Origin of the sequence: Ruegeria sp. AU67 (assembly GCF_900312795.1) — a bacterium.
Taxonomy (GTDB): domain Bacteria; phylum Pseudomonadota; class Alphaproteobacteria; order Rhodobacterales; family Rhodobacteraceae; genus Ruegeria; species Ruegeria atlantica.
This window is the reverse complement of the sequence record NZ_OMPH01000025.1, coordinates 1-23,327: the sequence shown is the minus strand read 5'-3', so window position 1 is coordinate 23,327 and position 23,327 is coordinate 1. Positions and strand designations below refer to the sequence as shown.

The following is a 23,327-nucleotide window of genomic DNA, read 5'->3' as shown; positions in this document are numbered from 1 at the left end:
CCTATAATCAGACCCTGGCTTTTTCGAAGGCCGCCCAAGCGGTCTCAAAAGCGTCAAAATCAAACTCCGGCTGACTGGCTGCATCCAAGACGATGCGTTCTGTCACCAATAGCTTTTGGATTGCGGCTTCTAACTGATCGACGACATCACCGGGTACGACCAACGCGCCATGACGGTCGGCGTGCACCAGTTCACCAGGATTAACTGTCAGACCAAATACGGAAACCGGTGTATCAATCTCGCGGACGTGGACGAAACCGTGGCTTGGCCCGACGGAACCTGCGACGACCGGGAACCCCTTGGGTAAGTCGCCCAAATCCCGCATGACGCCATTGGTTACGACACCGGACATACCAAAACCCTTGTGGACGGATGTATTGATTTCGCCCCAATAGGCTCCGATGCAATCCGGAAAATCCATATCCTCGATCACGGCGACGTACGGGTTAGAGGCTTCGGCCATGTATTTGTAATAGGCCATACGCCGGGTCTTGATGACTTCAGGCGGTTCGGTCGGTGGATTGACTGCCGCGATTTTTGCCGTACGGGCATAGCCGACGATCGAGGGCTCTTCGGGCGCTGAACACAGCATGGTTCCGCGCGTGAAATCATCGAACCCGCGCTTGCCCTGCGCCACCTCAATGGCATTGCAGACGGTGGGGGTATCGACCTTGCGAAGCAGGGACAAAAGGGATGGCGTCATGTGTCCTCCAACCAACGGATCAAGGCCGCTGTGGTTTTTTGGGGTTGTTCCAATGTCGGCAGATGCCCGGCGCCTTCGATGATCTCCAGCGCGCTGTCTGGCAATAGATCGTGCATCAACTGGTGGCGTTCAATGGGGCACAGCCGATCTTCTTGCCCACACAGGACCAAAGCCTTTCCCGTGTAAGCTGTCAGCGTCGCGCTTTGGTCCGGGCGATCCATCAGCGCCTGCGATTGGCGCAAGAACACGTCAGGGCCCAAGTCGGTGGCCATTGCCATGCACAGATCCAGGATAGCCCCCCGGTTAGGCCCGTCGGACAGGTAACTGGGCTTCATCTCGTCCCGCATCACCGACCTCAGCTTGCCGTCGCGAACGGCTGCAATCTGGGGCGCGCGGCGGGCTTTGACCTCTGGCTTTTCAGCCAGTGGATTTGTGTCGAGCAAAGCCAGGCGCGAAACACGTTCCGGGGCCTGACGCAATACTTCCATTGCCACGATACCGCCCATCGACAATCCCGTCAGCGCGAATTCAGCCGGCGCGTTTTGCAGAATGTCATCTGCCATGGCTTGCACGCTGTCGTGCCGCGACAGCGGGAATGTCATCACAGGCATCCTGCCTGACAGTGCGTCGATTTGCGGGCCAAAAAGGCGGGCGTCACACATCATGCCCGGCAAGAAAATCACGGGTATCATGCTGAGGCCAGCTTGGCCCCCTCAGATAGCGCGGCCAACTTGGCGTAGGCGATCTGAGGGTCAACCGCGCCGAAGCCCGCAAAGGTGCCAAAGCCGCAATCGCTGCCTGCTATCACCCGGTCCGCGCCGACGATTCCCGTAAAACGTTCGATCCGTTGGGCCACAAGTTCGGGATGCTCAACGAAATTGGTGGTGGTGTCGACCACCCCGGGGACCAGAACCTTGTCATCTGGTATCTCAGATTTGCGGTCACGGAACACGGTCCACTCGTGGGCGTGACGCGGGTTCGAGGTCTCAAAGAGGACATAGCGCGATTTAGTCGCCATCAGGGTGTTGAACACCTTGTCCATCGCAATGTCGCAGCAATGCGGACCCTCATAGTTGCCCCAGCAGATATGCACCCGAACGCGATCCTGCGGGACGTTCTGAAGCGCGTGGTTCAGCGCCTCGACATGCATATCGGCGATTTCGACGAACACGTCGTCTGAAAGATCTGTGAACAGCATATGGCGCGACAAGGCCAGATCGGGACAATCCAGTTGCAGATCCAGACCTGCGGCCACGATGGTCTCGTACTCCTCTTTCATGGCATCGGCCAGCGCCGCCAGATATGCCTCACGTGTGGGGTAGAAATCGTTCTGCAAAAACAGTGAGATCACGCCCGGGGACGCGGCATTCATGAAACCGCGCTCGACCCCATGCTGCGCCATAGCCGCCTTGAGGTTAGCGATGTCCTTCTCTAACTCACCCTGCCCTTTTGATCGCACCTCGCCGGTGCACATTGGTCGGGCGTATTGCGGCGTGCCGCCGTCATTGGCCAGCCGCTGAAGAAAGCCGGGGAACATCTTCAAATCAGCAGGCGCATTTCGAGGGCTGTCGCCGGAAAACCCGGTGTAGCGGTCCTTGACATAGGTCGCGTAAGAAATCTTCGAAGTCTCACCGTCGCTGACTATATCAACGCCGGCTTCGACCTGTTTGCGCACCGTTTCAGAGACTGCGGCGGTCATGCACGCGTCAAACGCGGCTGCTTCATATGGTTCACCGTTTTCCCTGGCAAAGATAAGATCCACGACGTCCTGTGTTCGGGGCAAAGACCCAACATGTGTGGTTTTAACGGCCATAAAGACCTCCTTACAGTTTTCGTGCCATCAGCACAGTATGGCTTTGCGTTTCGGGGTCTTCGGCCAAAAAGCCGGTCAATTGCAGCCCGTTCTCTTCAAGGCACGTTGCATAACCGGCCGGGGACAACGAGGCGTGATAGACAAGCTCTGATCCGACCGTACCGCTGACTTCCCCAGCGCGTGGGCCTACGGTCAGCATCAGCATTCCACCGTTATGTAAATGGCGTGCCATGCGGGTGATGCAGCCCTTCTGCTCATCTGCCGTCAGGTGAAAAAAGCTGTTCCAGGCGATGATCCCATCGAATTGCTGATCCAGCTCAAAATCCCGCATGTCAGCCATCCGCCAATCCCCGTCCGGCCAGCGTTCTTTGGCGATTTTCAGCATGGCTGCGGAAAAATCGACACCCGTGACGTCAAACCCTTCGGCCATAAACCAGCGCGCAATGGGATCGCCTGTGCCACAGCCCAGATCCAGTACGTGGTCACCCGGTTTGAGGCTGGCCGTGAAGCGCGCCAGCCAGCGCGCCTCGAACAGGGCTTTTGAGCGGCGCATGTCATACTCTGTGGCTTGCCGCTCATATATGGCTTGGGTGTCGTTCGGGTCTGCGCTCATCCTGTCCAGGTCGCTCCTGCCGGTTCATCGGTTGCAGTGATCCGGTACAGGCCCGCCTGCCCGGTCATTGATGGCTGAACGCTATAGGATTCACCGGGCAAAACCAGAGCCGTGTCACCTGTCGAAATTGTGGTTTCGTGCTCGTCGATCGAGATATGCCAGTGACCGCTGGCTGGCATCAGAACCACAGGTTTATCCGCCGCAATCGGTTCGGTCACAGAGGACCCCCGGCCAAGGAAGTCTACCGCAAACCCCGGCTTATCCTTGATCAACCCGCTCTCACCAATCACCTGCGCAGGCTTATTGGCCGACAACGCCATCAGATCCCAATACCGTGCAACATATTTGCCGACGACATCCTCAACCGGAACCTCAGGGTAACCCTTCAACTGCTCTTCGGTCAGCAAGGGCATTGGGTGCACATTATGAGGCAGCTCCTGCCCTTTTTTGGTGTCGTACAGAACGCCATTGTCGCCCAGCATCAGACCATGCGCCTGCGCATCTTCGATGACCTGCGGGGCCCACGTGACGCCCCCTCCCGCGTCGTCTCCGCCCAGGATTGCCATGATCATACCGTAGTCCTGGCCAACGTTTTCAAAACCACGGAAGATGCCGGTCGGGATGTTGAAAATATCACCCTCCTCGGCGATGAACTCACCAGCGGTGCCATAACGGCCCCAGAAAAAGCGCCAGCGTCCTTTGGCAACAAAGAAAACCTCGGCCGTTGTGTGGCTGTGCAGTGAGTTCCGGCATTTCGGCGGCTGACCTGCGGCACCGATGTTGAAGCCGATCTTATCGGTGATGTGCACGTGCTGATCCGGAGATTCCGAGACGCCACCGCCGATGATCGTGAAATTCTCTTTCTGATCGCTGCCCGGCGTATGGGCATCGATAAAGGCGGTTTTACAGGGTTGAAGCTCGCCGTAGCGGACAATGCGGGAAGTGATGGCTGACTTGGTCATGACGTATGATCCGATTTTTTGTTTTCAGGAATGCAAGCTCGTGTGCTCTGGCGGCACAGGCGCTCACTCCCCTGGCGGGCGCAGATTCAGTCGCCGCGCCCGCAGGCTCTGACGAAACATATGGAAACGTCGACATGCTCCGGTTTCACGCAGACCACCTGCAAGGATGCGATATGCGACCGGGCGGGCCACTCAGACCTCACCGCTCTGCAACAGGATCTGTTTCCAGACCGAGGTTTCATCGAACAGAGTATATTCACGGCGCAGCTGCGGCTGCCCCGCAATCAACGCGCCAAACTCGGCGTGACTGATCCCGAGGACATAAACCTGTGCCCCTGTCGGCGCCCCGAACATGCCCCAGCCGTCATGCTTGCCCCAAAGGCTCCAGCGAATTGCTGATCGCGGCGGCATATCCGGGTCGTCGCGCCCGATCTGGTGTTCAATCTTGAATTCAGCATTCGGGAAACTCGCCCGCAGCCCCATCCAGAACCGGTCGACGGCATCCCGGCCGTGCCCCGTGACGCCGCCCACATACTCAGACTGCACCGCACGGTCATATTCAGCCGCGATTGTGCCCATATCGGCACTCATGATCCGGGTCAGGATATCAGCATATCGCTGCCCCCACTCATTATCATTGCCGCGACCCTTGTAGGGACCGGGCTGGTCGATTTCGGGGGTCAGAGGCTTGGTGCAGCTGCCCTTACCGCCCTCGCGCGCAATCAGATCAGCGGCGTATTCTTTCGGGTCCCAGCCCATCTGCCGCACAATCGCGCCCTGATCGCGGATCAACCATTCGTCGTTGATCTGGTTGTCGATGGCGTGGCAGTCGGCCAGAATTCGATAGCATAGTTTTGTACCCGTAGGCTTGCCATAAACCCCCTCGGCCAGATGCGTGGCCGTGGAAAGGATGCGGTGAGAGCTCAGCATGCCCTCTTCCGGCGCGCCCGACCAGATCACATCTTCACCCATCAACTGCCGGTCCGGAAATTCAGCCAGGGTCGCCATTGTCGCGCCGATCACATTCTGATTTCCCAAAACAACCGAACCGGGTGAGCGAACGACGATATCTTCGCTGTAATACTCGTGCAGGGTTGCGATGCCCCGGTCTTCCCAGATCTCTTTGGTAATTCCGATGATATAGTCGGGAAAATCCCGGAACTTGGGATCAAAGCCTTTCATGTTTTCATCCTTTGCGGGGTCCAGCCTTTGGGCAGCCGTGCCGAAGTGCGCACGATCAACGGTCCATCAATCGCGACCTTGCGGGCTGCGGCAACTGCCGGGTTTTCAATATGGTCCAACAAGGCATCAACGGTTTCCGCAACCATCAGGTTGGCGCGTTGACGAATGGTGGTGAGGTTATAGGCAAGCCATCCGGCCTGCGGTACGTCATCGTATCCAACGATAGAAACGTCTTCTGGTATATGCATTCCGAGTTCAAACCGAATGACGTCCATCACGGCAAGCGCCATATGGTCATTGGCGACGAATACCGCGTCGGGTCGTTTTTGCGGTTCAACATCAAACATGCGGCGCGCGGCCAATCGCGCATTTTCGGTCAGGAACTCTCCGATTTCGTAGGCGTACAGATCCTGCCCTGCATCACCGAGAGCGGCGCGAAACCCAGCCTCGCGGTCTCGCTGGGTTGAGGCACCCTGCCAACCGGCAATGTAAGCGATGCGACTGTGGCCTGCGGCAACAAAAAATTCAGCGACCTTGCGACCGCCGGAGTAATTGTCAGAGGTCACCGAGGTGATCCCGTCGATATCCTGACTACGGTTGAACAGTACGACCGGCACACCAGCTTGTTGGCACCGCGTTGCGATATCGGACGACATCGCGACCGAGGCCAGGATCACGCCATCAACCTGATAATCAAGAATTTCCTCCATAACGTCGTCAATGTTTCCGGCGGTTCTGGAGGCCATGAAGATCAGGACGTGATACCCCTGCTCCTGCAACTCGTTCGACAACTTCTCAAGCGCTTCGGGATAGAAATAGTTGTCCAGATAGGCGACGACCAAACCAATGATGCGGCTTTTGCCCGACACCATCGCGCGCGCCAACACATTGGGGCGATAGCCAAGTTCGGTCGCGGCTTTGCGCACCTTTTCTTCCGTCTTCTTGCTGACCGAGGCACCGGGCGTGAAGACGCGGCTAACGGCAGACTGACTTACACCTGCAAGCTGGGCGACCTGAAGTGATGTTACTTTCTCGGCCATCAGTCTGCCGTCCAACCTCCGTCAATCAACATCGAAGTGCCTGTAACCAGCGCTGAGGCGTCCGAAGCGAGGTAACGTACCGCACCCATGATATCCTCGACCTCTCCCACGCGACCCAGTTTGATCTTGTCCATGATCCACGCGGCGCGTTCGGGGTTGTCAAAGGTGGATTGGGTCAGAGGCGTTCGAATGAAAGTCGGGCAGACCGTGTTGATTCGGATGCCCTGCTTGCCCCACTCGATGGCCATTGATTTTACCATCCCTTCAAGCCCGTGCTTGGTGGCACAATAAAGCGCCCGTTCGACCCCTCCAACATGCCCCATTTGGCTGGAGATGTGGATGATCGAACCTGGCCTGTCAGCCTCGATCAAGGCACGAGCGGCATAGGCCGACAGGAAGTAAGCCGAACGCAGATTAACGCCCGTGACAACATCGAAATCCTCAGGCGTTGTCTCAATAGCAGCACTGTGCCGTGCAACCCCGGCCGAATTCACCACGACATCAAAGCTGCGCGTTTCAAAAAGCTGCTTTAGCGCATCCAGATCGCCCTGATCCAGAACCAGCGCCTCGGCCGACCACCCCTCTGCCTGCAGAGCAGCGACAGTTGCATTCAACCGATCTTCGCCTCTGGCCGCACAGACGACATGCGCGCCCGCCTCGGCCAGCGCCACGGCACAGCCCTGCCCAATGCCCGAAGAGGCCCCTGTCACCAGGGCGGTCTTTCCTGTGAGGGAAAACGAAGGGGTGCGCGGCAGTTCAGTCATCAGCTCATTCCATCCGGTATATCAATGCGCCCCATGTTTCGGGCCTTGTTGAATTCCCGCAGACGGGCAAAGACGTCAACGCCTAGCTGGCGATACGCATCCAGAAGATCGACCAACACCCAGTTTTCACGAATACGCCCGTTTTCCAGCCGCCAGAAATCGAGGCTGCGCATGGTGATTTTCTTGCTCGAGGGCGCGATGCCCATCCAACCGTCATCAGTGACGGTCTGGATCATATTGGGCCATCCGGTCACGGCAGCGTATTCGCCATCGCCGAAGAAATGGTAGGTGATGTCCTCGACGTATTTCCCGCGATCCGGCATCCCGTTCAGGAACGGAATCTGGTGCCAGTTGCGGAATCCTGCATAACCTCGTCCAGTACCGATGCCTGAGGGGCCATACCAGTTCATACGGGGATGCCAAAACCGCTCCATCTCCATCACCTCGGGGCCGCCTTGCGACGGGTGTTTCTTGAGGTGCTCCAGCATGTCTATGATGTGTTTACAGGTCTCTTTGCCTTTGACCTCATCGTAGGGCCCAGGCACCAACCCGTCCTGCGTGGCCGGCCCGGGCACATGCCATTCGCGGCCAAGACTGGGGGCCATTGGCCAGGCACTTGCCTGAATCATAACCTCGGGGATATCCCAAAGGGCTTGCATTTCAGCAACTTTGCCGTTTTCGAAACGGTAAAACTCATGAAACCGCATGGTGACCTGGTGGCCTGTCGGCGGGATGTCCAGCCACGGGCCGGTGAACGTACCGGTGTAGTAGCCGCCGCATCCAATCCAGTCAGAACCATGTTCATCCGGTCCACCCATGACGATATAATCCCGCCGTTCCAGATCGGGCCAGGCAACCAACAGGTCTTTATAGGCGCAGTCATAGAAAGCGTCGCTGCCAATGCTGTCGCCAAAGGGATGGCATAGGTGGAAAACGGTGTCCGAGGCCGTTACCTCGGCCAGTGCCGCGCGAACACCGGCCTCGGAAAAATCATACATCGCGGCCCTGAGCGGAGCGATCAGGGCCTTATGCTGTGTATGCCTGTCACTCATTCAGCAGCATCCCGATAAGGCGCCGGCTCGCCATAGGGGACATTGATACCGCCATAGCGACGCACGCGGACGTTGCACTGTTCTGCGTGGCCCACAAAACCTTCCAACATGCACAGACGCGAGCCGTATTCGCCGATCAGTGTCGCCGCCTCGTTGGTCAGAACTTTCTGATAACTGTGCGTTTTCAGGTACTTCCCAACCCAAAGCCCACCGGTATAGCGCCCAGCCTTCTTCGTTGGCAGCGTGTGGTTCGTACCGATCACCTTGTCCCCGTTTGACACGTTGGTGCGCGGACCAAGGAACAACGCACCGTAGCAGGTCATATTCTCAAGGAACCAGTCGTCACGATCCGTCATCACCTGCACATGTTCCGAGGCGGTATCATCAGCGACCTGCAGCATCTCGTCATACGTGTCGCAGACAATCACCTCGCCATATTCCTCCCAGGACACTTTCGCGGTGTCTGCAGTCGGCAGGATGCCCAACAGGCGGTCCACCTCGGACAGTGTCTCCTTGGCAAGCTTGTGAGAGTTGGTCAGCAGCACACAGGGGCTGTTATAGCCGTGTTCGGCCTGCCCCAGCAGGTCGGTTGCGCACAGTTCAGCATCTGCTGCGGTCTCGTCTGCGATCACCATGGTTTCGGTGGGACCTGCAAACAGATCAATGCCGACGCGCCCGAACAACTGGCGCTTGGCCTCCGCGACAAAGGCGTTGCCGGGACCAACCAGCATGTGAACGGGATCAATTGTCTCGGTGCCCAAAGCCATCGCACCAATGGCCTGAATACCGCCCATAACGTAGATTTCATGCGCGCCACCCAAATGCATGGCCGCAATCACCGCTGGGTTCGGCTTGCCTTTGAACGGAGGCGTGCAGGCAATGATCCGAGGTACACCCGCAACCGAAGCCGTGGCCACGGACATGTGGGCCGAGGCCACCATTGGGAACTTACCACCGGGGACGTAGCATCCGACGGACTGCACAGGGATATTCTTATGGCCAAGGATCACGCCCGGCAGGGTTTCGACCTCAATGTCCAGCATTGAATCCCGCTGAGCCTGCGCAAAGTTGCGCACCTGTTCCTGTGCGAATTTTATGTCGGCCAGTTCCCTATCGGTCAGTTGACCGATTAAGTCATCGATTTCCTTCTGGCTCAGGCGGAACGAGGCTGGCGAGTAGTTGTCGAACTTCTCACTCAACTCACGCACCGCAGCATCACCGCGGGTTTCAATGTCTTTCAGCGTCGCCTCAACCACGGCGCGGGTCTTGGCATCATCTTCAGCCCGGTCCGCATCGGATTTGCCGCGTTTAAGATACTCGATTGCCATGTTTCCAATCCTCAGTTTTCGGGCCGGGGTGGACATTTCTCACCCCGGTCAAATGCTTCCCAGCCTTCGCCGTTGAACAGGTCGACGCCTAGTTGCGCCGCGACATGTGCGAAATCGACATTCACCCAGTTGTCGACGATCTTGCCGTCAACGACTTTCCAAAAATCCATATAGCGGATCTCGACCCGCTTGCCGGTGGGGGCGATGCCCAGAAACTCACCCGTATGGGTTGCTTCCTGACGGCCGAAGGCTGCTGCCCATTCGCCCATGTAAAGACGGGCCTCATCGATGCAAGTTTTGTCCGAAAACGCCGCTTGAAACGGGCGCTGCCAGTTTTCCTGAAACTCTTTCAGCCCGGTTTTGGTGCCGCAGCCTTGATTGCCCATCCAGCGGAAGCCTTGGGTGAAGAATTCTCCGATGTCATCAATGCGGTGATCGTTCAGACCATCCACCATGGTTTCGATCACGCGGCGCGTGTCTTCGGTTTTGCTCATGTCCGTGTCGCGGGTCAGAACCGCTTGTTCGGGACGGGAACCTTTCATGTCTATGTCCTTTCAGGTTGCCAGAGAGAGAGTTTGGGGATCACAGCCCCGATACTCAGAAAGTCCCTCGGCATCCTGTTCAGCGCCGGGTGGCGCGACATGGCGTTATGGCGTGCATGGTTGCTCATCAGCCTTTGACCGCTCCGGCTGTCAGACCGCTGACGATCTGGCGCTGGAAGATCAGAACAAGGAAGATCAGCGGCGCAGTGATCGACACGGCGGCGGCAACCGCGACCACTTGGTCGGTTGTAGTCGTCTCGCGGTTGAACATGCCGACGATGGCAGGAACCATCGTCTGGTTCTGCGCGTCCAGCAGCAACGCGGTGACAAGAAAGTCGTTATAGGCCAGCAGGAAACTGAACAGGCCTGTGGTGATCACCCCCGGCCACATTACCGGCATGATCACACGGCGGAAGGCCTGAAAATGGCTGCAACCATCAACGCGGGCGGCCTCATCCAGCTCTGCCGGGATATTCTGGAAGAACGAACGCAGCATCCAGATGGTGAATGGCTGATTGATCGCGACCAGAACGGCGATCACCGCAAAGGGCTTGCCATACAGCGTCGGCGCGTTTTCACCCAGGATCGGGGCCAGCCATTCGGCCGAATTGATGAACACTGGCAGATAACCCGCCACCAGTACCGAATGCGGTAGCGCGCGGAACACCAAAGCGACGATCAGGATCCAGAAAGCTAAGGTCGATCCCGAGCGCGCCAGGCCATAGCCCGCCAGCGTGCCGACTGTCAGCGACACTGTCACCACACCTGTCGTCACAATCAGAGAATTCTTGAAGTTGTTCGAAAAACCCCGATCGATCCAAACGGTCTTGTAGTGTTCCGTGGTTAGTCCCAGCACGTCCCGACCCAATGGCCCGAACCACGGGTTCAGTACGTTTAGAACGGCAGGCAGGACAACAAAGAACACCACGAGAAAGCCCACCAAAACGACCAGTACGCCAATGACCCAGCCGAACCATTCCTGTCCGGGTTTCGAGTAGGATTTTACCATCGACGGCAGTGTTTTGGTGGCGATGATTATCGTTGCCCAGATCACCGCGACGCCCAGAATGATATCTAGTAGCGATAGCCCCTTACCGACGCCCAGCGTGGCCGGGCCGAAAATCACGTTCAGCGCGTTACTGTCGAACGCATCGACCGGCGATTTGAAGCTCATCACCACGATCCAGAAGATCGGGAAGGCCGCGATCAGGCACCAAAGCGCCAGAAAGATGTTCGAGGTTAGCCGCAGGCTGAGCGGTTGGCGAAGCGCGCGCGAGGACATGTCAGTGGCCTCCTTTATGATCGCGCCATGTGCGGCGCAGCGGAAGGATAAGCAGGATGACAACACCAATCATGGTCAGCATTGAGTTGGCTGAGGCCCGGCTGATCGACCGGTTGCCCGCCTGATCCGGCGTCAGGTAGTCAAACGTCAACCACTGTAGCGAGATCACATAGCCTTGGCTTGAGAAGCCAACGATCTCTTCGAACACGCGGTAGCTGTCCATTAGGTGAATCATCGAGACGAAGATGATAAGCGGCATCAGATGCGGAATGACGATGTATTTCAGCCGCTGCCAGCGGGTCGCCCCGTCAATAACCGCGCTTTCCAGACTGTCCTGATTGACCGTTTGCAGACCGGCGTAAAAGATGATGGCCGCAAAGGGCGCCACGTGCCAGACGCGGTAGATCATCATCAGGACTTCAATCGTCCAAGCCTGCGCGAACAGGGCTATATCACGGTTCAGCCACCATTCCATCATCGCAGTCAGGATACCGTCGCCGCGAAACAGCCAATTGATTGACAGAACTCCGATCACCGGCGTGATGATGAAAGGCAGTAGAGAGACGAATATCACCGGGCCGCGGATAGAACGCGCGGCATTGTTTATCAGGATCGCGATCCCTAACCCGCAACCGACCACCAGCGGCAGAGTGATCAAAGTAAACGTCAGCGTGAATCGCAGGGCCTTCCAGAAATTGATCGTCGACAGCACATGCCAGCTGCCGTCACTTATGGCTCGCCATGCGCGGTCAGGTTCCAGAACATTGCGATAGCTTTGCAACCCCACGTATTGGGTTTGCGTGATGATCTCACCATGCTCATCCAGCTTTGGCTGCGACACCTTTTCGGTCACACAGGTCTGGGTCAGGAAACCAGGGGTACAGGTTTCTTTTTCAACCGTCTCATAGATCGGCTGGGTGATATAGAAACTCTGCTTGAACACGCTGACCAGCGGGAACGCGATGAAGAGAAGCATCATAAAGACAGAGGGACCGACAAAAGCAGCAAATGTCCGGAAGTTCATGGCTCTGCCTTTCTAATGGTTCTCGGGGGAAAGGGATGGGAGGGCCGGAGCCCTCCCAAGGGAGGATCAGTTGCTGATCAGGCCTGCTTCTTTCGCGGCAGTGACGTAGTCTGCCTCGATATCGGCCAGAGTCGTCTGCGCGTCTTTGGCACCGGTCAGGTAGTCGGCCAGCCCGTTACCCAACGAGGTGTGCATGATGCCCATAGGACCGGAAGCCGGGTAAGCCTTGGCACCGCCTTCAGCGGACGCTGCAGCACCTGCAGCCAAAGGACCTGCCGAATAGGCCGTGCTCAGCCATACTGCGACATCGTTGTTCGCACTGACCGTATCGGTGTCCATGCCCTCAAGTGCGACGCGGAAGGCAGCATCCGCTTCTTCGTCGCTCATGTTCGAAGCCAGAACAATACCGTCCCACCAGATTGTGGTCGCCGGAACCGCCGATCCCATTGGAGCCGCAGCCATGGTCACCTTGCCAACGACCTGGCTTTCGGCCTCATCGTTCATCGCAGCGGCACGGCTGGCCCACAGGTTCGCCATTGCAATCTTGCCCTGCTGGAACTGCTGTTGCACATAGGTCGAGTCAGAGACCAGGTATTCCGGGTCCATATACTCGGTCATGGCCTTCAATGTCTCAAGCGCTGCTACGCCTTGTTCGTTATTGATGGCAGGCATGTTGCCGTCACCAAAGAACGAACCGCCCTCGCCCAAATACATGTTGACGAACTCCTGACCAAGGTTCCAACCGGTCTTGAACGTCCCACCAATGGGATAGTCCATGACGCCGGCTTCCTTGATCTTGGCAGCTGCGGAAAGAACATCGCCATAAGTCTTGGGCTCTTCGATGCCCAGTTCGGCCAGAACATCGTCGCGATACATCAGGTGCTGAGCGTTCACCATCATCGCGATCGCCATGGTTTGTCCGTCCACCTTGATCAACTGGTTGGGCAGCAAATCCTGTCCGTACTTCTCGACCAGATCGTCCAGCGGACGGATCGTACCGGCGTTGAGCAAAGGCACCAGAGTTGCATTCGAAACACCGCCGATCTGATAAAGCGCTGGATCGGCCGCAAATGCCTCAGGTTGCTTTTCGCGGAATTCCTGGTCCAGCGAAGCGCTGAAGTTGCCGCATTCCGCCATTGCATCGGTGACCGCTTTCCAGGCTTCAAACCCGGCGGACAGCGACTTTAGTGGCACGTCGTTTTCGAAGGCGCATTCCGCCCATGCGCCGGTGGCGGCGATGGACATGGCACCTGCCATAAGGATCGTCTTGAGTTTCATGCGTTTCTCCCTGTCAGGATCGGTCCGTCGTCGACGTCCGGACCGGTGTTAAGCCCGTTTGGGCTGTTTGTGGGGGTGGTCCCCAATCCGCGCACCGCTTTCAGCTTCAAAGAGGTGACAGATTTCTTTTGGCACCGAGAACGAGACTGTCTCGCCAATCTCGGCGCGGTAGGCTTTATCGGCTTTGACCGAAACCAGTGCACCGCCGACCCGGACCGAGATCATGGTCGCGTCTCCCAGCAATTCCAGCGTGTAGATCGGCGCTGTGATCTGGCCCTGCCCTTCGGCAAGGCTGGCATCCTCGGCGCGGAAGCCCAGCGTCATAGGACCGTCTGGGGCATCCACTGGGATTTCGACGTGTTCGGCACGGAACATTCCGCCTGAAACGTCGCCATCCATTAAATTCATCGCGGGTGAACCAATGAAGCTGGCCACAAACGTGTTTGCCGGCATGTCATAGATTTCCGTGGGGCTGCCAACCTGCTGCACCACGCCCTGTTTCATCACCACTACGCGGTCGGCCAGTGTCATCGCTTCGATCTGGTCATGGGTCACATAGATCGTCGTCACCGCCAGCTCGTGACTGAGGTTCTTGATCTGCGCCCGGGTGGAGACCCGTAGTTTGGCGTCAAGATTCGACAGCGGTTCGTCCATCAGGAACACATTTGGTTCGCGTACAATGGCACGGGCGAGTGCCACACGCTGTCGCTGACCACCTGAGAGCTCGGCGGGTTTGCGATGCAGAAAATCGTCCAGCTCGACCATCGCGCTGGCGCGGCGTACCTTTTCGTCGTGGGTCGACGGGTCGATGCCGCGCACCTTCAGCGGAAAGCGGATGTTCTCGTAGACGTTCATGTTGGGATAAAGCGCGTAGCTCTGGAACACCATCGCAACGTCGCGGTCCTTCGGCTCCAGATCGTTGATTACATTGCCGTCGACCAGGATTTCGCCCTCGGTCACGTCCTCAAGACCTGCGATCATCCGCATCGTCGTTGTCTTGCCGCAGCCCGAGGGGCCGAGCAATACCAGAAACTCGCGATCAGCAATGGTCAGGTCGAAATTGTGAACCCCAACGAATGAGCCCCATCGCTTGCCGACGTTCCGCAATTGAATTTCCGCCATGGTGCCCCCTGCAAGGAATCATTTTGCATACGTTTGCAAAACTGTAATTCGCATACGTCAATTCAGGCAAGACTTTTTTGCATACGTATGCAAAACTGACGCAAATACCCGACTCAACCTGGCTTCGTGCCTCTCGTAAAACTTTGATCACAATGGCAAATATCGTGACCTTTCAGACAGAAAAAAAACTCGTCTCTGCGTTTCACACCGCGTTGGATTCCGCGACAGAACAAGAAATCCCGAAGGTAATGAGCCAATACTGCGCCCCGGAACTGAAGTGGCGCGGCTTTCACCCATTCAACGAAATCAATGGCGCCGAACAGGTTGCCCGGCAGTTCTGGCAAATACTAAGGAGCAGCCTGACCCGCCAGCAGAACCGTGTAGATGTCCTGTTTGCGGGGCAAAACTCTCTGCGGGACGAGGCCGACGTCTGGGTCGTATCTATGGGGCATTTGATGGGGCTGTTCGACCGTCCGTGGCTGGGCATTCGCCCAACTGGCAAGCTGGCATTCCTGCGCTATTGCGCGTTCTACAAGGTCGCCGGTGACAGGATTGTCGAAACAGCGATGTATTTCGACATACCGCACCTGATGGTGCAAGCCGGGCAGAATCCGTTCCCCCCACAAACAGCGGCGCATTTGGTGCAACCCGGACCAAGACCCCATGACGGCCTGCTGCTGAACGGACAACCTGCTGAAGAAGGCGAAAAGACCCTGGCGATCATCAATGCGATGATCTCGGATCTCGGGCAATGGGACAGTGGGTTGTCGCTTGAGGATGAATTGGCCCAAACCTGGCACCAAGACATGATCTGGTGGGGACCCGAAGGGATCGGCGCGACCTACACGATAGAACGCTATGCCAAACAACACTCTGGACCGTACCGGGCCGCCTTCTCAGACCGATCTAAAACCAATCATGTCTGCCGCATGGCCGAGGGGCATTATGGCGGGTTCTTTGGCTGGCCCAATTTCACGGCCACTCCGTCCGGCGGGTTCATGGGTATGCCCGCAACTGGTAAACCCGGCGAATTCAGGGTGATCGATATCTATCGCCGCGCGGGCGACAAACTGGCGGAAAACTGGGTCTTCATCGACTTGCTGCACTTCTGGAATGGGCAAGGCGTCGACATTCTGGCCCGAACCACAGAGGTCGAAACGCCATGAGGATAGATGCGCATCACCACCTGTGGGACCTGTCTGCCGTGACCTATCCCTGGCTCATGGAAAAGGGCGTCGCTCGTTTCTTTGGCGACCCCTCCCCCATCCAACGAAACTATTTGCTGCCGGAATTTCGAGCAGATGCCAAAACCGAGGGTTTCGGCGCTTCGGTACATATTCAGGTGGGCGCGGCTGACCCCTGGGCCGAAGCGCAATGGGTGCAATCAGTGGCCGACCAGTTCCCGGACTGGCCATTGGTGCAAGTGGCGTTCTGCGATCTGACCGCTGATGATCTGGACAAACAACTCGATCGCCTTCAAACCCTGCCGTCTGTACGCGGCGTTCGTCAAATCATCGGCCGCGCTCCGGGCGAGGATGCAATCACCGGCACAAATACGCTGCTTGAAGATCCAAAGTTCGTGGCTGGTCTGAAGCAACTGGGCTCACGCGGGCTATCCTTCGATCTTCAACTTCTGCCTGAGTTAATGGAAATGACCGCAGATGTGTTGTCGCAGGCCTCAGAAACCCGGATTGCTCTTTGCCATGCAGGGTCCCCCCACGACCGAACCGCACAAGGCTTGCAGAGATGGGCGGACGGGTTAAAAACGTTATCAAACCTCCCTCAAGTCTGTTGCAAACTCTCCGGCCTCGGAATGTTTGATCATAACTGGAGCGCTGAAAGCGTCTCACCAATCGTTGCAACCTGCCTGTCACAGTTTGGTGCCGACCGTTGCATGTTCGGGTCGAATTTTCCGGTCGACAGCCTCAGTTCAACTTACAAAAAAGTAGTTTCCAGGCATCAGGAACTCGTCCCCGCATCAAACCAGGACGATGTGTTCCACGGCACGGCAAAAAGCTTCTATCTCTTTGAATAGTGCTGAAGCACACAAACCTAAATTCTTAGGCGCGCAATTCTCTGATCTGGTCGACAGGGCGGGGCACCTGGCCCAGATGATCCTGAAACGCCACCCCTACGTCGACCATCAGCGCGGCAGTGGTGAACCTACCAGGTGCACCTGCTCGCATTTCGGTCAGGTCATGATCGACGATTTAAAGATGACTGATCCCTCCAGCCTGAGCCACGGCAGCCTCGGAGCGGTTCACGGCGGTCGTCTGCACGAATTTATTGGTGCGATTGCCTGCCTTGATATCCGCCACCGTCTGCTTGCGCTTCGCCGAGTGCACGCTGAATGTATAGATCCGCTGCATTACGGCCGCACTTTTCTTATTCGGCGGCCTTGCGTTCTGACCCTTTCGGAATCACCTCGTAACCGGGCTCTTCCGGCTCATCATCCATCATTTCCGGCGGGAAACCGGGGGCGAGAATGTCCAGACCGGTGGCCTCTTCCAAACGTTTGATGATGTTGGGCGAAAAACAACGCTCGCCATAGCGTTCGATGCCGTCCTCAAAGATCTGAACCAACATAGGCGAGATTTCCAGCGGCACATTGTGACGGTCAGCCACCTGCTGGAACAGGCCGGCATCCTTTTTGACCAGATCCATGGTGAAAGAAATGTCACGGCTGCCGTTTAGGATCACCTGGCTTTCGGTTTCATGTACGAATGACGTACCGGAGCTAATCTTCATCGCCTCATAGGTCGTGTTGAGGTCCATACCGGCCGCCTTGGCGGTGACCAGCGCTTCGCAGCAAGTGACAAGATTGGCCGTGGCCAGATAGTTCGTCACAACTTTCAGAACCGAAGCCGAGCCCAGATCGCCAGTGTGCAGAATGCGGCGCCCCATGGTTTTAAGGAAAGGCGCGATGCGGTCAAACGTAGCACGGTCGCAGCCCGCAAAGATCGAGATATTGCCCGTCGCCGCACGGTGGCATCCGCCCGATACCGGGCAATCCACGGCTGCGCCTCCTGCGTCCATCACCATTGCGCCCAAGCGTTTGACATCGGCTTCGTCAGTGGTGGACATCTCCATCCAGATTTTACCCGGCTTCACCTCGGACAGCATCTGTTGCATGACGGCATCAGAGGCAGCGGGCGATGGCAAACAGGTGATTACGGCATCGCAATCGCGCATCAGTTGCGCCGAGCTTTCACCCCGGGCCGCCCCACGCGAAACGAAATCATCCACAAGTTTGGGGTTGAGGTCATGCACCGTTAGATCAATGCCATTGCGCAGCAAACTGCCACTGAGTTTCCCGCCGACATTTCCAAGACCAATAAATCCAACTTTCATGCGCGTGGTTCCCTGTTTCATTTCCCGCCGGATGATCGGCAAAGATGTTACTTCGCAAAAAGTACAAACGTTGATGGCATTGTGTAAAACGAATAAAATCGACAAGTATCAGCGAAAATTTTCGGTGCTAAGAATGCCGCAATCTCCTAACCCTATTTGGCTTCGATCATTTGAATGCGCCGCGCGACACCTCAGCTTTACGACGGCCGCGGCCGAGTTGGGTATCACTCAATCGGCGCTTAGCCTTCATGTCCGCTCATTGGAGGCGCAACTTGGCTGCCCCTTGTTTTATCGCGCCGCACGCAACCTAAGCCTGACCGAAGTTGGCCAGGCATACGCTTTTTCTGTGCGGCAAGCCCTAAGAGACATCGATCTGTCAACGATCAGCCTGTTCGGATCAAATCAGAAGCATGAGCTGGTCGTGCGCGCGCCAATATCCACGGCGACCTTGTTTCTTGTTCACAGGTTGCCCAAGTTTTTGCGGATCCACCCCGATATTTCCATAAAGCTGGTCTCGAACATTTGGGCTGAATCCGCAGGACGTGAAAATGTCGATGTCGAGTTGCGTGTGGGAAGCGGCGAGTGGACTGATATCCCAGCTCGGAAAATATCCACTGAACGGATCGTCCCTATTGCCCCCAAGGTACTTGGGGCAGAACCCCCGTCCCCCGAATATCTAGGACAACAGCCGCTAATTCACATTCTGGGATTCCAACAAATGTGGGAACGGTATTTCTCTGCAATCGGGGTTCAACAAACCCAGCACTCATCAACCTTTGTGGTTGATACGACAATAGCGGCGATGGATTTCGTTGCCGCAGGTGGCGGCAATGCGATCGTTGTCGAAAGGTTTGCCAAGACCGCCATTGAGACGGGAAGAAAGATCGCAATAGTTGGTGAACCAATTCCAATAGAACAGAGCCACTATTTGATTGCGGGACGAAACTCAAAAGAAGATGTTGTGGCTAAACGGCGTTTTGAAGCTTGGCTGGAAGACATCTTTGGATAAGCTGGGCTCTGAATCCATTATTATGACTGCCGGTATTTGGTTCACATGTTTCAAGCCCCCGAGATTCAGGACGCGTTTGATGAAAAATATATTCTGTTTGGCCGACGAGCAGATGGTACGCCCTGAACCTTATCTTCCAGGAAACCATCGCAACCCAAAGGCTGACGATCGACGTGTACTGAGTGGAATTATCTTCATAAATCGCAATAAATTGTGGTGGTCCGATGCGCCTCGCGAGTATCGTCCGCCAAAGACCCTGTACAACCGATGGAAACGGTGGAGCGATCTGGGCGTATTCACTCGGATCATGACTAGCCTGGCTACTCAAGGAACCTATCACAAGACAGCCATGATTGACGCAACATACCTCAAAGCGCACCGAGCAGCCTCTAGTCTGCGGTTGTAAGGGAGGGCGCGGCAGACCGATCACTGCCTGATAGACGGTGTTAGCAGCGAAGAGAAAGAGTTGCACCAAGGGAGCATGATTACGATACAACGCCGTTACTGACAGCCATGGATGCCCCATCTGCTTATTCATAACCCGTTGGCAGGTTAGAAACTACCCAGAGGCCAGAAGGGCCTTCTTGAACAGTCTACCATCGGCTGACTGGCTGATGGGGAATCCCGGTTATGATGCAGACTGTTCCCGAGAAGCCTCTAATGACGGAGAAATAAGGTCCTGTATCCTAGATCGGAAATCGCGCGACAAGCCTGTCCGATACGGCAAGTGGCGCTACAACAAACAAATGCCTGAACGAACACATCTTTGGTAATCTCGCCGAAGCTCGGAAAGTCATTGAAGTCTGGAGGATCGACTACAACACCCAAAGACTGACGGATTACCCGGAAAGCCTGCAAGCAGAGATCAAGGCCTATATAGACCGTTTGGCGCAACGCGATCTGTTCAGCGGTGACGGACCGGATAGACCGCTGCGCGAGACCAGCCTGCGCAATACCCAAGCGCATCTGCGTCAAATGCTGGACACATTGATCACAACGGGTCGCAACCCGGAAGATTTCACCAGCCTTTCTGTATTGTCACACCAGATTGTCTTAAAACTGCCTTGCAGGCGATGATGGACCGACATGGGAGCAATTGCGTGCCTTCCGGGCTGAGCAATATAGCTGCAACCTTTATCGCGATTGGAAGGCATCACCTGAACGCGCCAGAAGACGTCATCAAGGCACTCAAAGACATTCACAAACGGGTCGCCGTAAACCCGCGCGGCATGAGCCCCAAGAACGCCGAGCGCCTTGCGCAGTTCAATGATTGGGAGAACGTGGCCCTGTTGTTGAGCCTGCCGGATACGCTGATGGCACGGGCGGAAGACAGTCCGACCCGGCGCGACAGCGCACTGGCGGCGATGCATGCAGCAGCGCTTACGATCCTCCTGAGCTGTCCCATGCGCGTCAAAAACCTCGCGAACCTTAATTTGGACAAACATTTGATCCCGGTCCGCTCGGGGACGCACACCTATTATTCCATCCGTATCGAAGGGATCGAGGTCAAGAATGGGGAGCCGATTGAGGTCAAACTGAATGCCCGCAGTTCCAAGATTTTGCACCGCTATATCATGCAGTTCCGACCGCAGGTGTCGCAAGCGGGTGGGCGCGCTCTATTCCCACGCAGCAGCGATGGAATGCCTCGGGCGCCCAGCAATTTTGGTGGTGAACTCACCCAACGCGTCTTTCGTGAGACCGGGTTGAAGGTTCACCCACATCTGTTCCGCCACATCGCGGCCAAGCTCTATCTAGAAGAACGCCCCGGCGACTTCGAGACCGTGCGCCGCCTGCTCAAACATAGGCGGCTCCAGACGATGATGGACTTCTACGCATCGCTCAGCAACCAATGGGCACATGACCACTATGACGAAGTGGTTCTTTCCAAATGGAAAGGCAAGCCTGATGACTAAGACGATCCCTCTTGCTCTTCTTTACCAAGACTGGCCCCAAGCGGATAAAACCGCCTGGAATGCCTTGTTCGCAACTGGCGACATCTTTGACGGAACAGGTCCATGCGTTGATTGGTCTGACGGCAGTCGCAAAAAACGGCGCCAGATTTATGGGTACTGGCTATCGTGGATGACACGGCTTCAGCCTATCCGCATGCGACGCATACCAGAGTGTCATCAATCAACTCAAAAAGTCTCAGCGTTGATACGTATCGGTTCTTTGGTGAGGATGCATGTTAGGCGTCGGAATGAACACAAGGATCAAATGATCCTTGGAGATCCATTGTTCGATTGTCAGAAAGAAAGAAACACCAAGGAAGACACTTCCATCGGGTCTCTCCGACGCCCGAACCCAGCCTGTCTTATTTGACACTTATCTTCAATACCTAAATCACTGATTTTGTTACACATGTAGCCTTCTCAAGCTTCCAAGCCTCATTGCAACTGTTGCAACAGAAAGAAGGGCTTCGAAGAGATCAGCAGCGAAAGACTGGTGCAACGGGTTGCAATCGAAAGTGGAAGACACGACCCGATCCATGCTTATAATGGGTTGGGCCGACTTACTTCTGTGACCGAAAGGCCCCTGCCCATGCGAGCCGCCATCTACGCCCGCTACTCCACCGATCTTCAAAGTGACGCCTCCATTGAGGACCAACATCGGCTGTGTCTACGCCTGATCGATGGCAATGGATGGCAGGAGGCCGAGACCTATTCCGACCGGGGGCTGAGCGGAGCGTCTCATCTTCGTCCCGGGTATCAACGGTTGCTGGAGGACGCGCGACGCAATGTGTTTGATGTCGTTGTGGCCGAAGGCCTAGACCGGATCAGCCGGGATCAGGAACACATCGCCGCCTTCTTCAAACAAATACGGTTTCAAGGCATCCCGATCGTCACAGTGGCAGAGGGAGAGATCTCCGAACTGCATATCGGCCTCAAGGGGACCATGAGCAGCCTGTTCCTGAAAGACCTGGCTCAAAAAACCCATCGCGGCCTTGAAGGACGTGTGCGCAAAGGTAAATCAGCCGGTGGTATCACGTATGGCTATGACGTTGTGCGAGATATGGGCGCAGACGGGTTCATCACCACAGGGGAACGGCGGATCAATGAAAGCCAAGCCCAGATCGTTCAACGTATCTTTCAGGACTACAGCCATGGGCTGAGCCCACGCAACATCGCTGCCCACCTGAACGATGAGGGCATTCCCGGCCCACGTGGAACATGGGGCGCATCGACGATCTACGGCAACCACCAGCGTGGAACCGGCATCTTGAACAACGAACTCTATATCGGGCGGTTGGTTTGGAACCGGCAGCGTTTCGTCAAAGACCCTAATAGTGGTAAACGGCAAGCCCAAGCGAACCCTCCCGAGGAATGGGTAATCGAAGACGTACCCGATCTGAGGATCGTGCCCGATGACCTGTGGAACGCGGTAAAGACGCGGCAGGAAAAGACGCGCAATGCTGCGATCAGCGATGGCATCAAGAAGCTGGGCCGCACCAAGCGGGCACGGCATCTGTTTTCCGGCATGCTGACCTGTGGGTGTTGTGGTGGCGGCGTCATCCAAGTCGGAAAGCAGTATTACGGGTGCTCCGCTCACAAGAATAAAGGCACCTGCGGCAACCGGTTGACGATAAAACGCACAGACTTGGAGGACCGTGTTCTCTCCGGCCTCAAGGAACAGTTGCTGCACCCTGATCTGATCGCGGAATTCACCATCGCCTATCAAGGGGAATACAATCGTCTTGCTGGGTCCATTCAACAGGAACGGAGTAAGGCCGAACGGGATCTGGCGAAAGTAGAGAGTAAGATCGCCAATCTAATAAACGCCATCAGCGATGGCATGTTCCACCCCAGCATGAAAGAAAAGCTGACTGAGTTAGAAGCGCGCAAAGTCGAATTCGAAGGCATTATCAATTCAGTGTCAGATGAACCGCCGGTTTTGCTGCATCCCGGATTGTCCGATGTGTATCGTGAACAAGTCGCTAATCTGACCACGGCACTGCGCGATCCGTCATCTCAGGCGAAAGCGACATCCATCATTCGCAGCTGTCTATCGGAGATCAGGTTGATCCCGGATGATGGAAAGTATGCGATTGAACTTGTTGGGGAACTAGCGGGATTGCTGGCGTTAGGGCAAACAAAAACGGCCTCGGAGCGATGTGCTTCGGGCCGTTCTGCGACGCTGGTTGCGGGAGTAGGATTTGAACCTACGACCTTCAGGTTATGAGCCTGACGAGCTACCGGGCTGCTCCATCCCGCGACAGTTTGCGTTGGTCTACCGCCTATTTGGCTAGTTGAGACCGGGTAGTG

At 56.3% G+C, this 23,327-nt stretch carries 24 protein-coding genes, 1 tRNA gene and 1 pseudogene; 7 read left to right on the top strand and 19 right to left on the bottom strand.

Annotated elements, in window-relative coordinates:
- Positions 1–7: 7 nt before the first annotated feature.
- From DK510_RS12415 to DK510_RS12345, 15 genes are all read right to left on the bottom strand, one after another.
- Positions 8–703 carry an RraA family protein gene (locus DK510_RS12415; protein WP_109312358.1) on the bottom strand — a complete coding sequence of 232 codons (696 nt, stop codon included), beginning with the start codon at positions 701–703 and terminating at the stop codon, positions 8–10.
- Positions 700–1,395 carry an alpha/beta fold hydrolase gene (locus DK510_RS12410; protein ID WP_109312357.1) on the bottom strand — a complete coding sequence of 232 codons (696 nt, stop codon included), beginning with the start codon at positions 1,393–1,395 and terminating at the stop codon, positions 700–702. The genes DK510_RS12415 and DK510_RS12410 overlap by 4 nt, the downstream gene beginning before the upstream one ends.
- Positions 1,392–2,516, bottom strand: coding sequence for a cobalamin-independent methionine synthase II family protein (locus tag DK510_RS12405; protein ID WP_109312356.1), 1,125 nt, complete (start codon positions 2,514–2,516; stop codon positions 1,392–1,394). The genes DK510_RS12410 and DK510_RS12405 overlap by 4 nt, the downstream gene beginning before the upstream one ends.
- A gap of 10 nt (positions 2,517–2,526) precedes the next feature.
- The gene (locus DK510_RS12400) at positions 2,527–3,129 is read right to left on the bottom strand and encodes a class I SAM-dependent methyltransferase (RefSeq protein ID WP_109312355.1); all 603 of its coding nucleotides are present in this window, start codon (positions 3,127–3,129) and stop codon (positions 2,527–2,529) included.
- On the bottom strand, positions 3,126–4,091 hold the full coding sequence (locus tag DK510_RS12395; RefSeq protein WP_109312354.1) for a cupin: 966 nt from the start codon (positions 4,089–4,091) through the stop codon (positions 3,126–3,128). Before DK510_RS12395 ends, DK510_RS12400 begins: the two co-directional genes overlap by 4 nt.
- Before the next feature lie 192 nt (positions 4,092–4,283).
- Positions 4,284–5,273 (bottom strand): polyketide cyclase, encoded by a 990-nt coding sequence (locus tag DK510_RS12390; RefSeq protein WP_109312353.1) that lies wholly within the window; start codon positions 5,271–5,273, stop codon positions 4,284–4,286.
- A complete protein-coding gene (locus tag DK510_RS12385; RefSeq protein WP_200833237.1) occupies positions 5,270–6,313 on the bottom strand; it encodes a LacI family DNA-binding transcriptional regulator in 1,044 nt (347 codons plus the stop codon). Before DK510_RS12385 ends, DK510_RS12390 begins: the two co-directional genes overlap by 4 nt.
- A complete protein-coding gene (locus DK510_RS12380; RefSeq protein ID WP_109312352.1) occupies positions 6,313–7,077 on the bottom strand; it encodes an SDR family NAD(P)-dependent oxidoreductase in 765 nt (254 codons plus the stop codon). Before DK510_RS12380 ends, DK510_RS12385 begins: the two co-directional genes overlap by 1 nt.
- Positions 7,077–8,129 carry an ester cyclase gene (locus tag DK510_RS12375; protein WP_109312351.1) on the bottom strand — a complete coding sequence of 351 codons (1,053 nt, stop codon included), beginning with the start codon at positions 8,127–8,129 and terminating at the stop codon, positions 7,077–7,079. The genes DK510_RS12380 and DK510_RS12375 overlap by 1 nt, the downstream gene beginning before the upstream one ends.
- Entirely contained in the window at positions 8,126–9,457 is a 1,332-nt protein-coding gene (gene hisD, locus DK510_RS12370; protein ID WP_109312350.1) for a histidinol dehydrogenase, read from the bottom strand. The genes DK510_RS12375 and hisD overlap by 4 nt, the downstream gene beginning before the upstream one ends.
- An 11-nt stretch (positions 9,458–9,468) precedes the next feature.
- Positions 9,469–9,999, bottom strand: coding sequence for an ester cyclase (locus DK510_RS12365; RefSeq protein WP_108859141.1), 531 nt, complete (start codon positions 9,997–9,999; stop codon positions 9,469–9,471).
- Positions 10,000–10,126: 127 nt separating this feature from the next.
- Entirely contained in the window at positions 10,127–11,281 is a 1,155-nt protein-coding gene (locus tag DK510_RS12360) for a carbohydrate ABC transporter permease (protein ID WP_109312349.1), read from the bottom strand.
- Between the two features lies 1 nt (position 11,282).
- Complete coding sequence (locus DK510_RS12355) at positions 11,283–12,305, bottom strand: carbohydrate ABC transporter permease (protein WP_058273413.1); 1,023 nt, start codon at positions 12,303–12,305, stop codon at positions 11,283–11,285.
- Between the two features lie 66 nt (positions 12,306–12,371).
- Positions 12,372–13,583, bottom strand: coding sequence for an ABC transporter substrate-binding protein (locus tag DK510_RS12350; protein WP_108859138.1), 1,212 nt, complete (start codon positions 13,581–13,583; stop codon positions 12,372–12,374).
- 48 nt (positions 13,584–13,631) lie between these two features.
- Positions 13,632–14,705: an ABC transporter ATP-binding protein gene (locus DK510_RS12345; protein ID WP_109312348.1), complete on the bottom strand. Its 1,074-nt coding sequence runs from the start codon at positions 14,703–14,705 to the stop codon at positions 13,632–13,634.
- A gap of 161 nt (positions 14,706–14,866) precedes the next feature.
- On the opposite strand from DK510_RS12345, the gene DK510_RS12340 reads away from it, so the two are divergent.
- Both DK510_RS12340 and DK510_RS12335 read left to right on the top strand, forming a co-directional pair.
- Positions 14,867–15,871: a nuclear transport factor 2 family protein gene (locus tag DK510_RS12340; RefSeq protein WP_234999073.1), complete on the top strand. Its 1,005-nt coding sequence runs from the start codon at positions 14,867–14,869 to the stop codon at positions 15,869–15,871.
- Entirely contained in the window at positions 15,868–16,740 is an 873-nt protein-coding gene (locus DK510_RS12335; RefSeq protein WP_109312347.1) for an amidohydrolase, read from the top strand. The genes DK510_RS12340 and DK510_RS12335 overlap by 4 nt, the downstream gene beginning before the upstream one ends.
- Before the next feature lie 25 nt (positions 16,741–16,765).
- On the opposite strand, the gene DK510_RS23505 is transcribed toward DK510_RS12335, so the two are convergent.
- From DK510_RS23505 to DK510_RS12330, 3 genes are read right to left on the bottom strand one after another with little or no spacing between them, the layout of a single operon-like run.
- Complete coding sequence (locus tag DK510_RS23505) at positions 16,766–16,891, bottom strand: hypothetical protein (protein WP_255414873.1); 126 nt, start codon at positions 16,889–16,891, stop codon at positions 16,766–16,768.
- Positions 16,892–16,915: 24 nt separating this feature from the next.
- Complete coding sequence (locus DK510_RS22810) at positions 16,916–17,074, bottom strand: hypothetical protein (protein WP_160116511.1); 159 nt, start codon at positions 17,072–17,074, stop codon at positions 16,916–16,918.
- A gap of 16 nt (positions 17,075–17,090) precedes the next feature.
- Positions 17,091–18,077: an NAD(P)-dependent oxidoreductase gene (locus tag DK510_RS12330; protein WP_109312346.1), complete on the bottom strand. Its 987-nt coding sequence runs from the start codon at positions 18,075–18,077 to the stop codon at positions 17,091–17,093.
- A gap of 10 nt (positions 18,078–18,087) precedes the next feature.
- Between DK510_RS12330 and DK510_RS12325 the strand changes: the two genes are divergently transcribed.
- The 5 genes and pseudogenes from DK510_RS12325 to DK510_RS12300 all read left to right on the top strand — a co-directional run bounded on the left by DK510_RS12325 (position 18,088) and on the right by DK510_RS12300 (position 23,244).
- Positions 18,088–19,065 (top strand): LysR family transcriptional regulator, encoded by a 978-nt coding sequence (locus DK510_RS12325; RefSeq protein ID WP_234999058.1) that lies wholly within the window; start codon positions 18,088–18,090, stop codon positions 19,063–19,065.
- A 79-nt stretch (positions 19,066–19,144) separates the two neighbouring features.
- A pseudogene (locus DK510_RS23325) lies at positions 19,145–19,811 on the top strand (transposase); the annotation flags it as partial.
- Positions 19,756–20,142, top strand: a complete 387-nt coding sequence (locus DK510_RS23635; RefSeq protein WP_109312449.1) for an integrase core domain-containing protein — start codon at positions 19,756–19,758, stop codon at positions 20,140–20,142. The pseudogene DK510_RS23325 and the gene DK510_RS23635, both read left to right, overlap by 56 nt.
- A gap of 23 nt (positions 20,143–20,165) precedes the next feature.
- Positions 20,166–20,978: a site-specific integrase gene (locus DK510_RS12310; protein ID WP_160116509.1), complete on the top strand. Its 813-nt coding sequence runs from the start codon at positions 20,166–20,168 to the stop codon at positions 20,976–20,978.
- Positions 20,979–21,606: 628 nt separating this feature from the next.
- The gene (locus DK510_RS12300; protein ID WP_109312448.1) at positions 21,607–23,244 is read left to right on the top strand and encodes a recombinase family protein; all 1,638 of its coding nucleotides are present in this window, start codon (positions 21,607–21,609) and stop codon (positions 23,242–23,244) included.
- On the opposite strand, the gene DK510_RS12295 is transcribed toward DK510_RS12300, so the two are convergent.
- Positions 23,201–23,277: transfer RNA gene (locus DK510_RS12295), tRNA-Met, on the bottom strand. The genes DK510_RS12300 and DK510_RS12295 overlap by 44 nt on opposite strands.
- Positions 23,278–23,327: the final 50 nt, after the last annotated feature.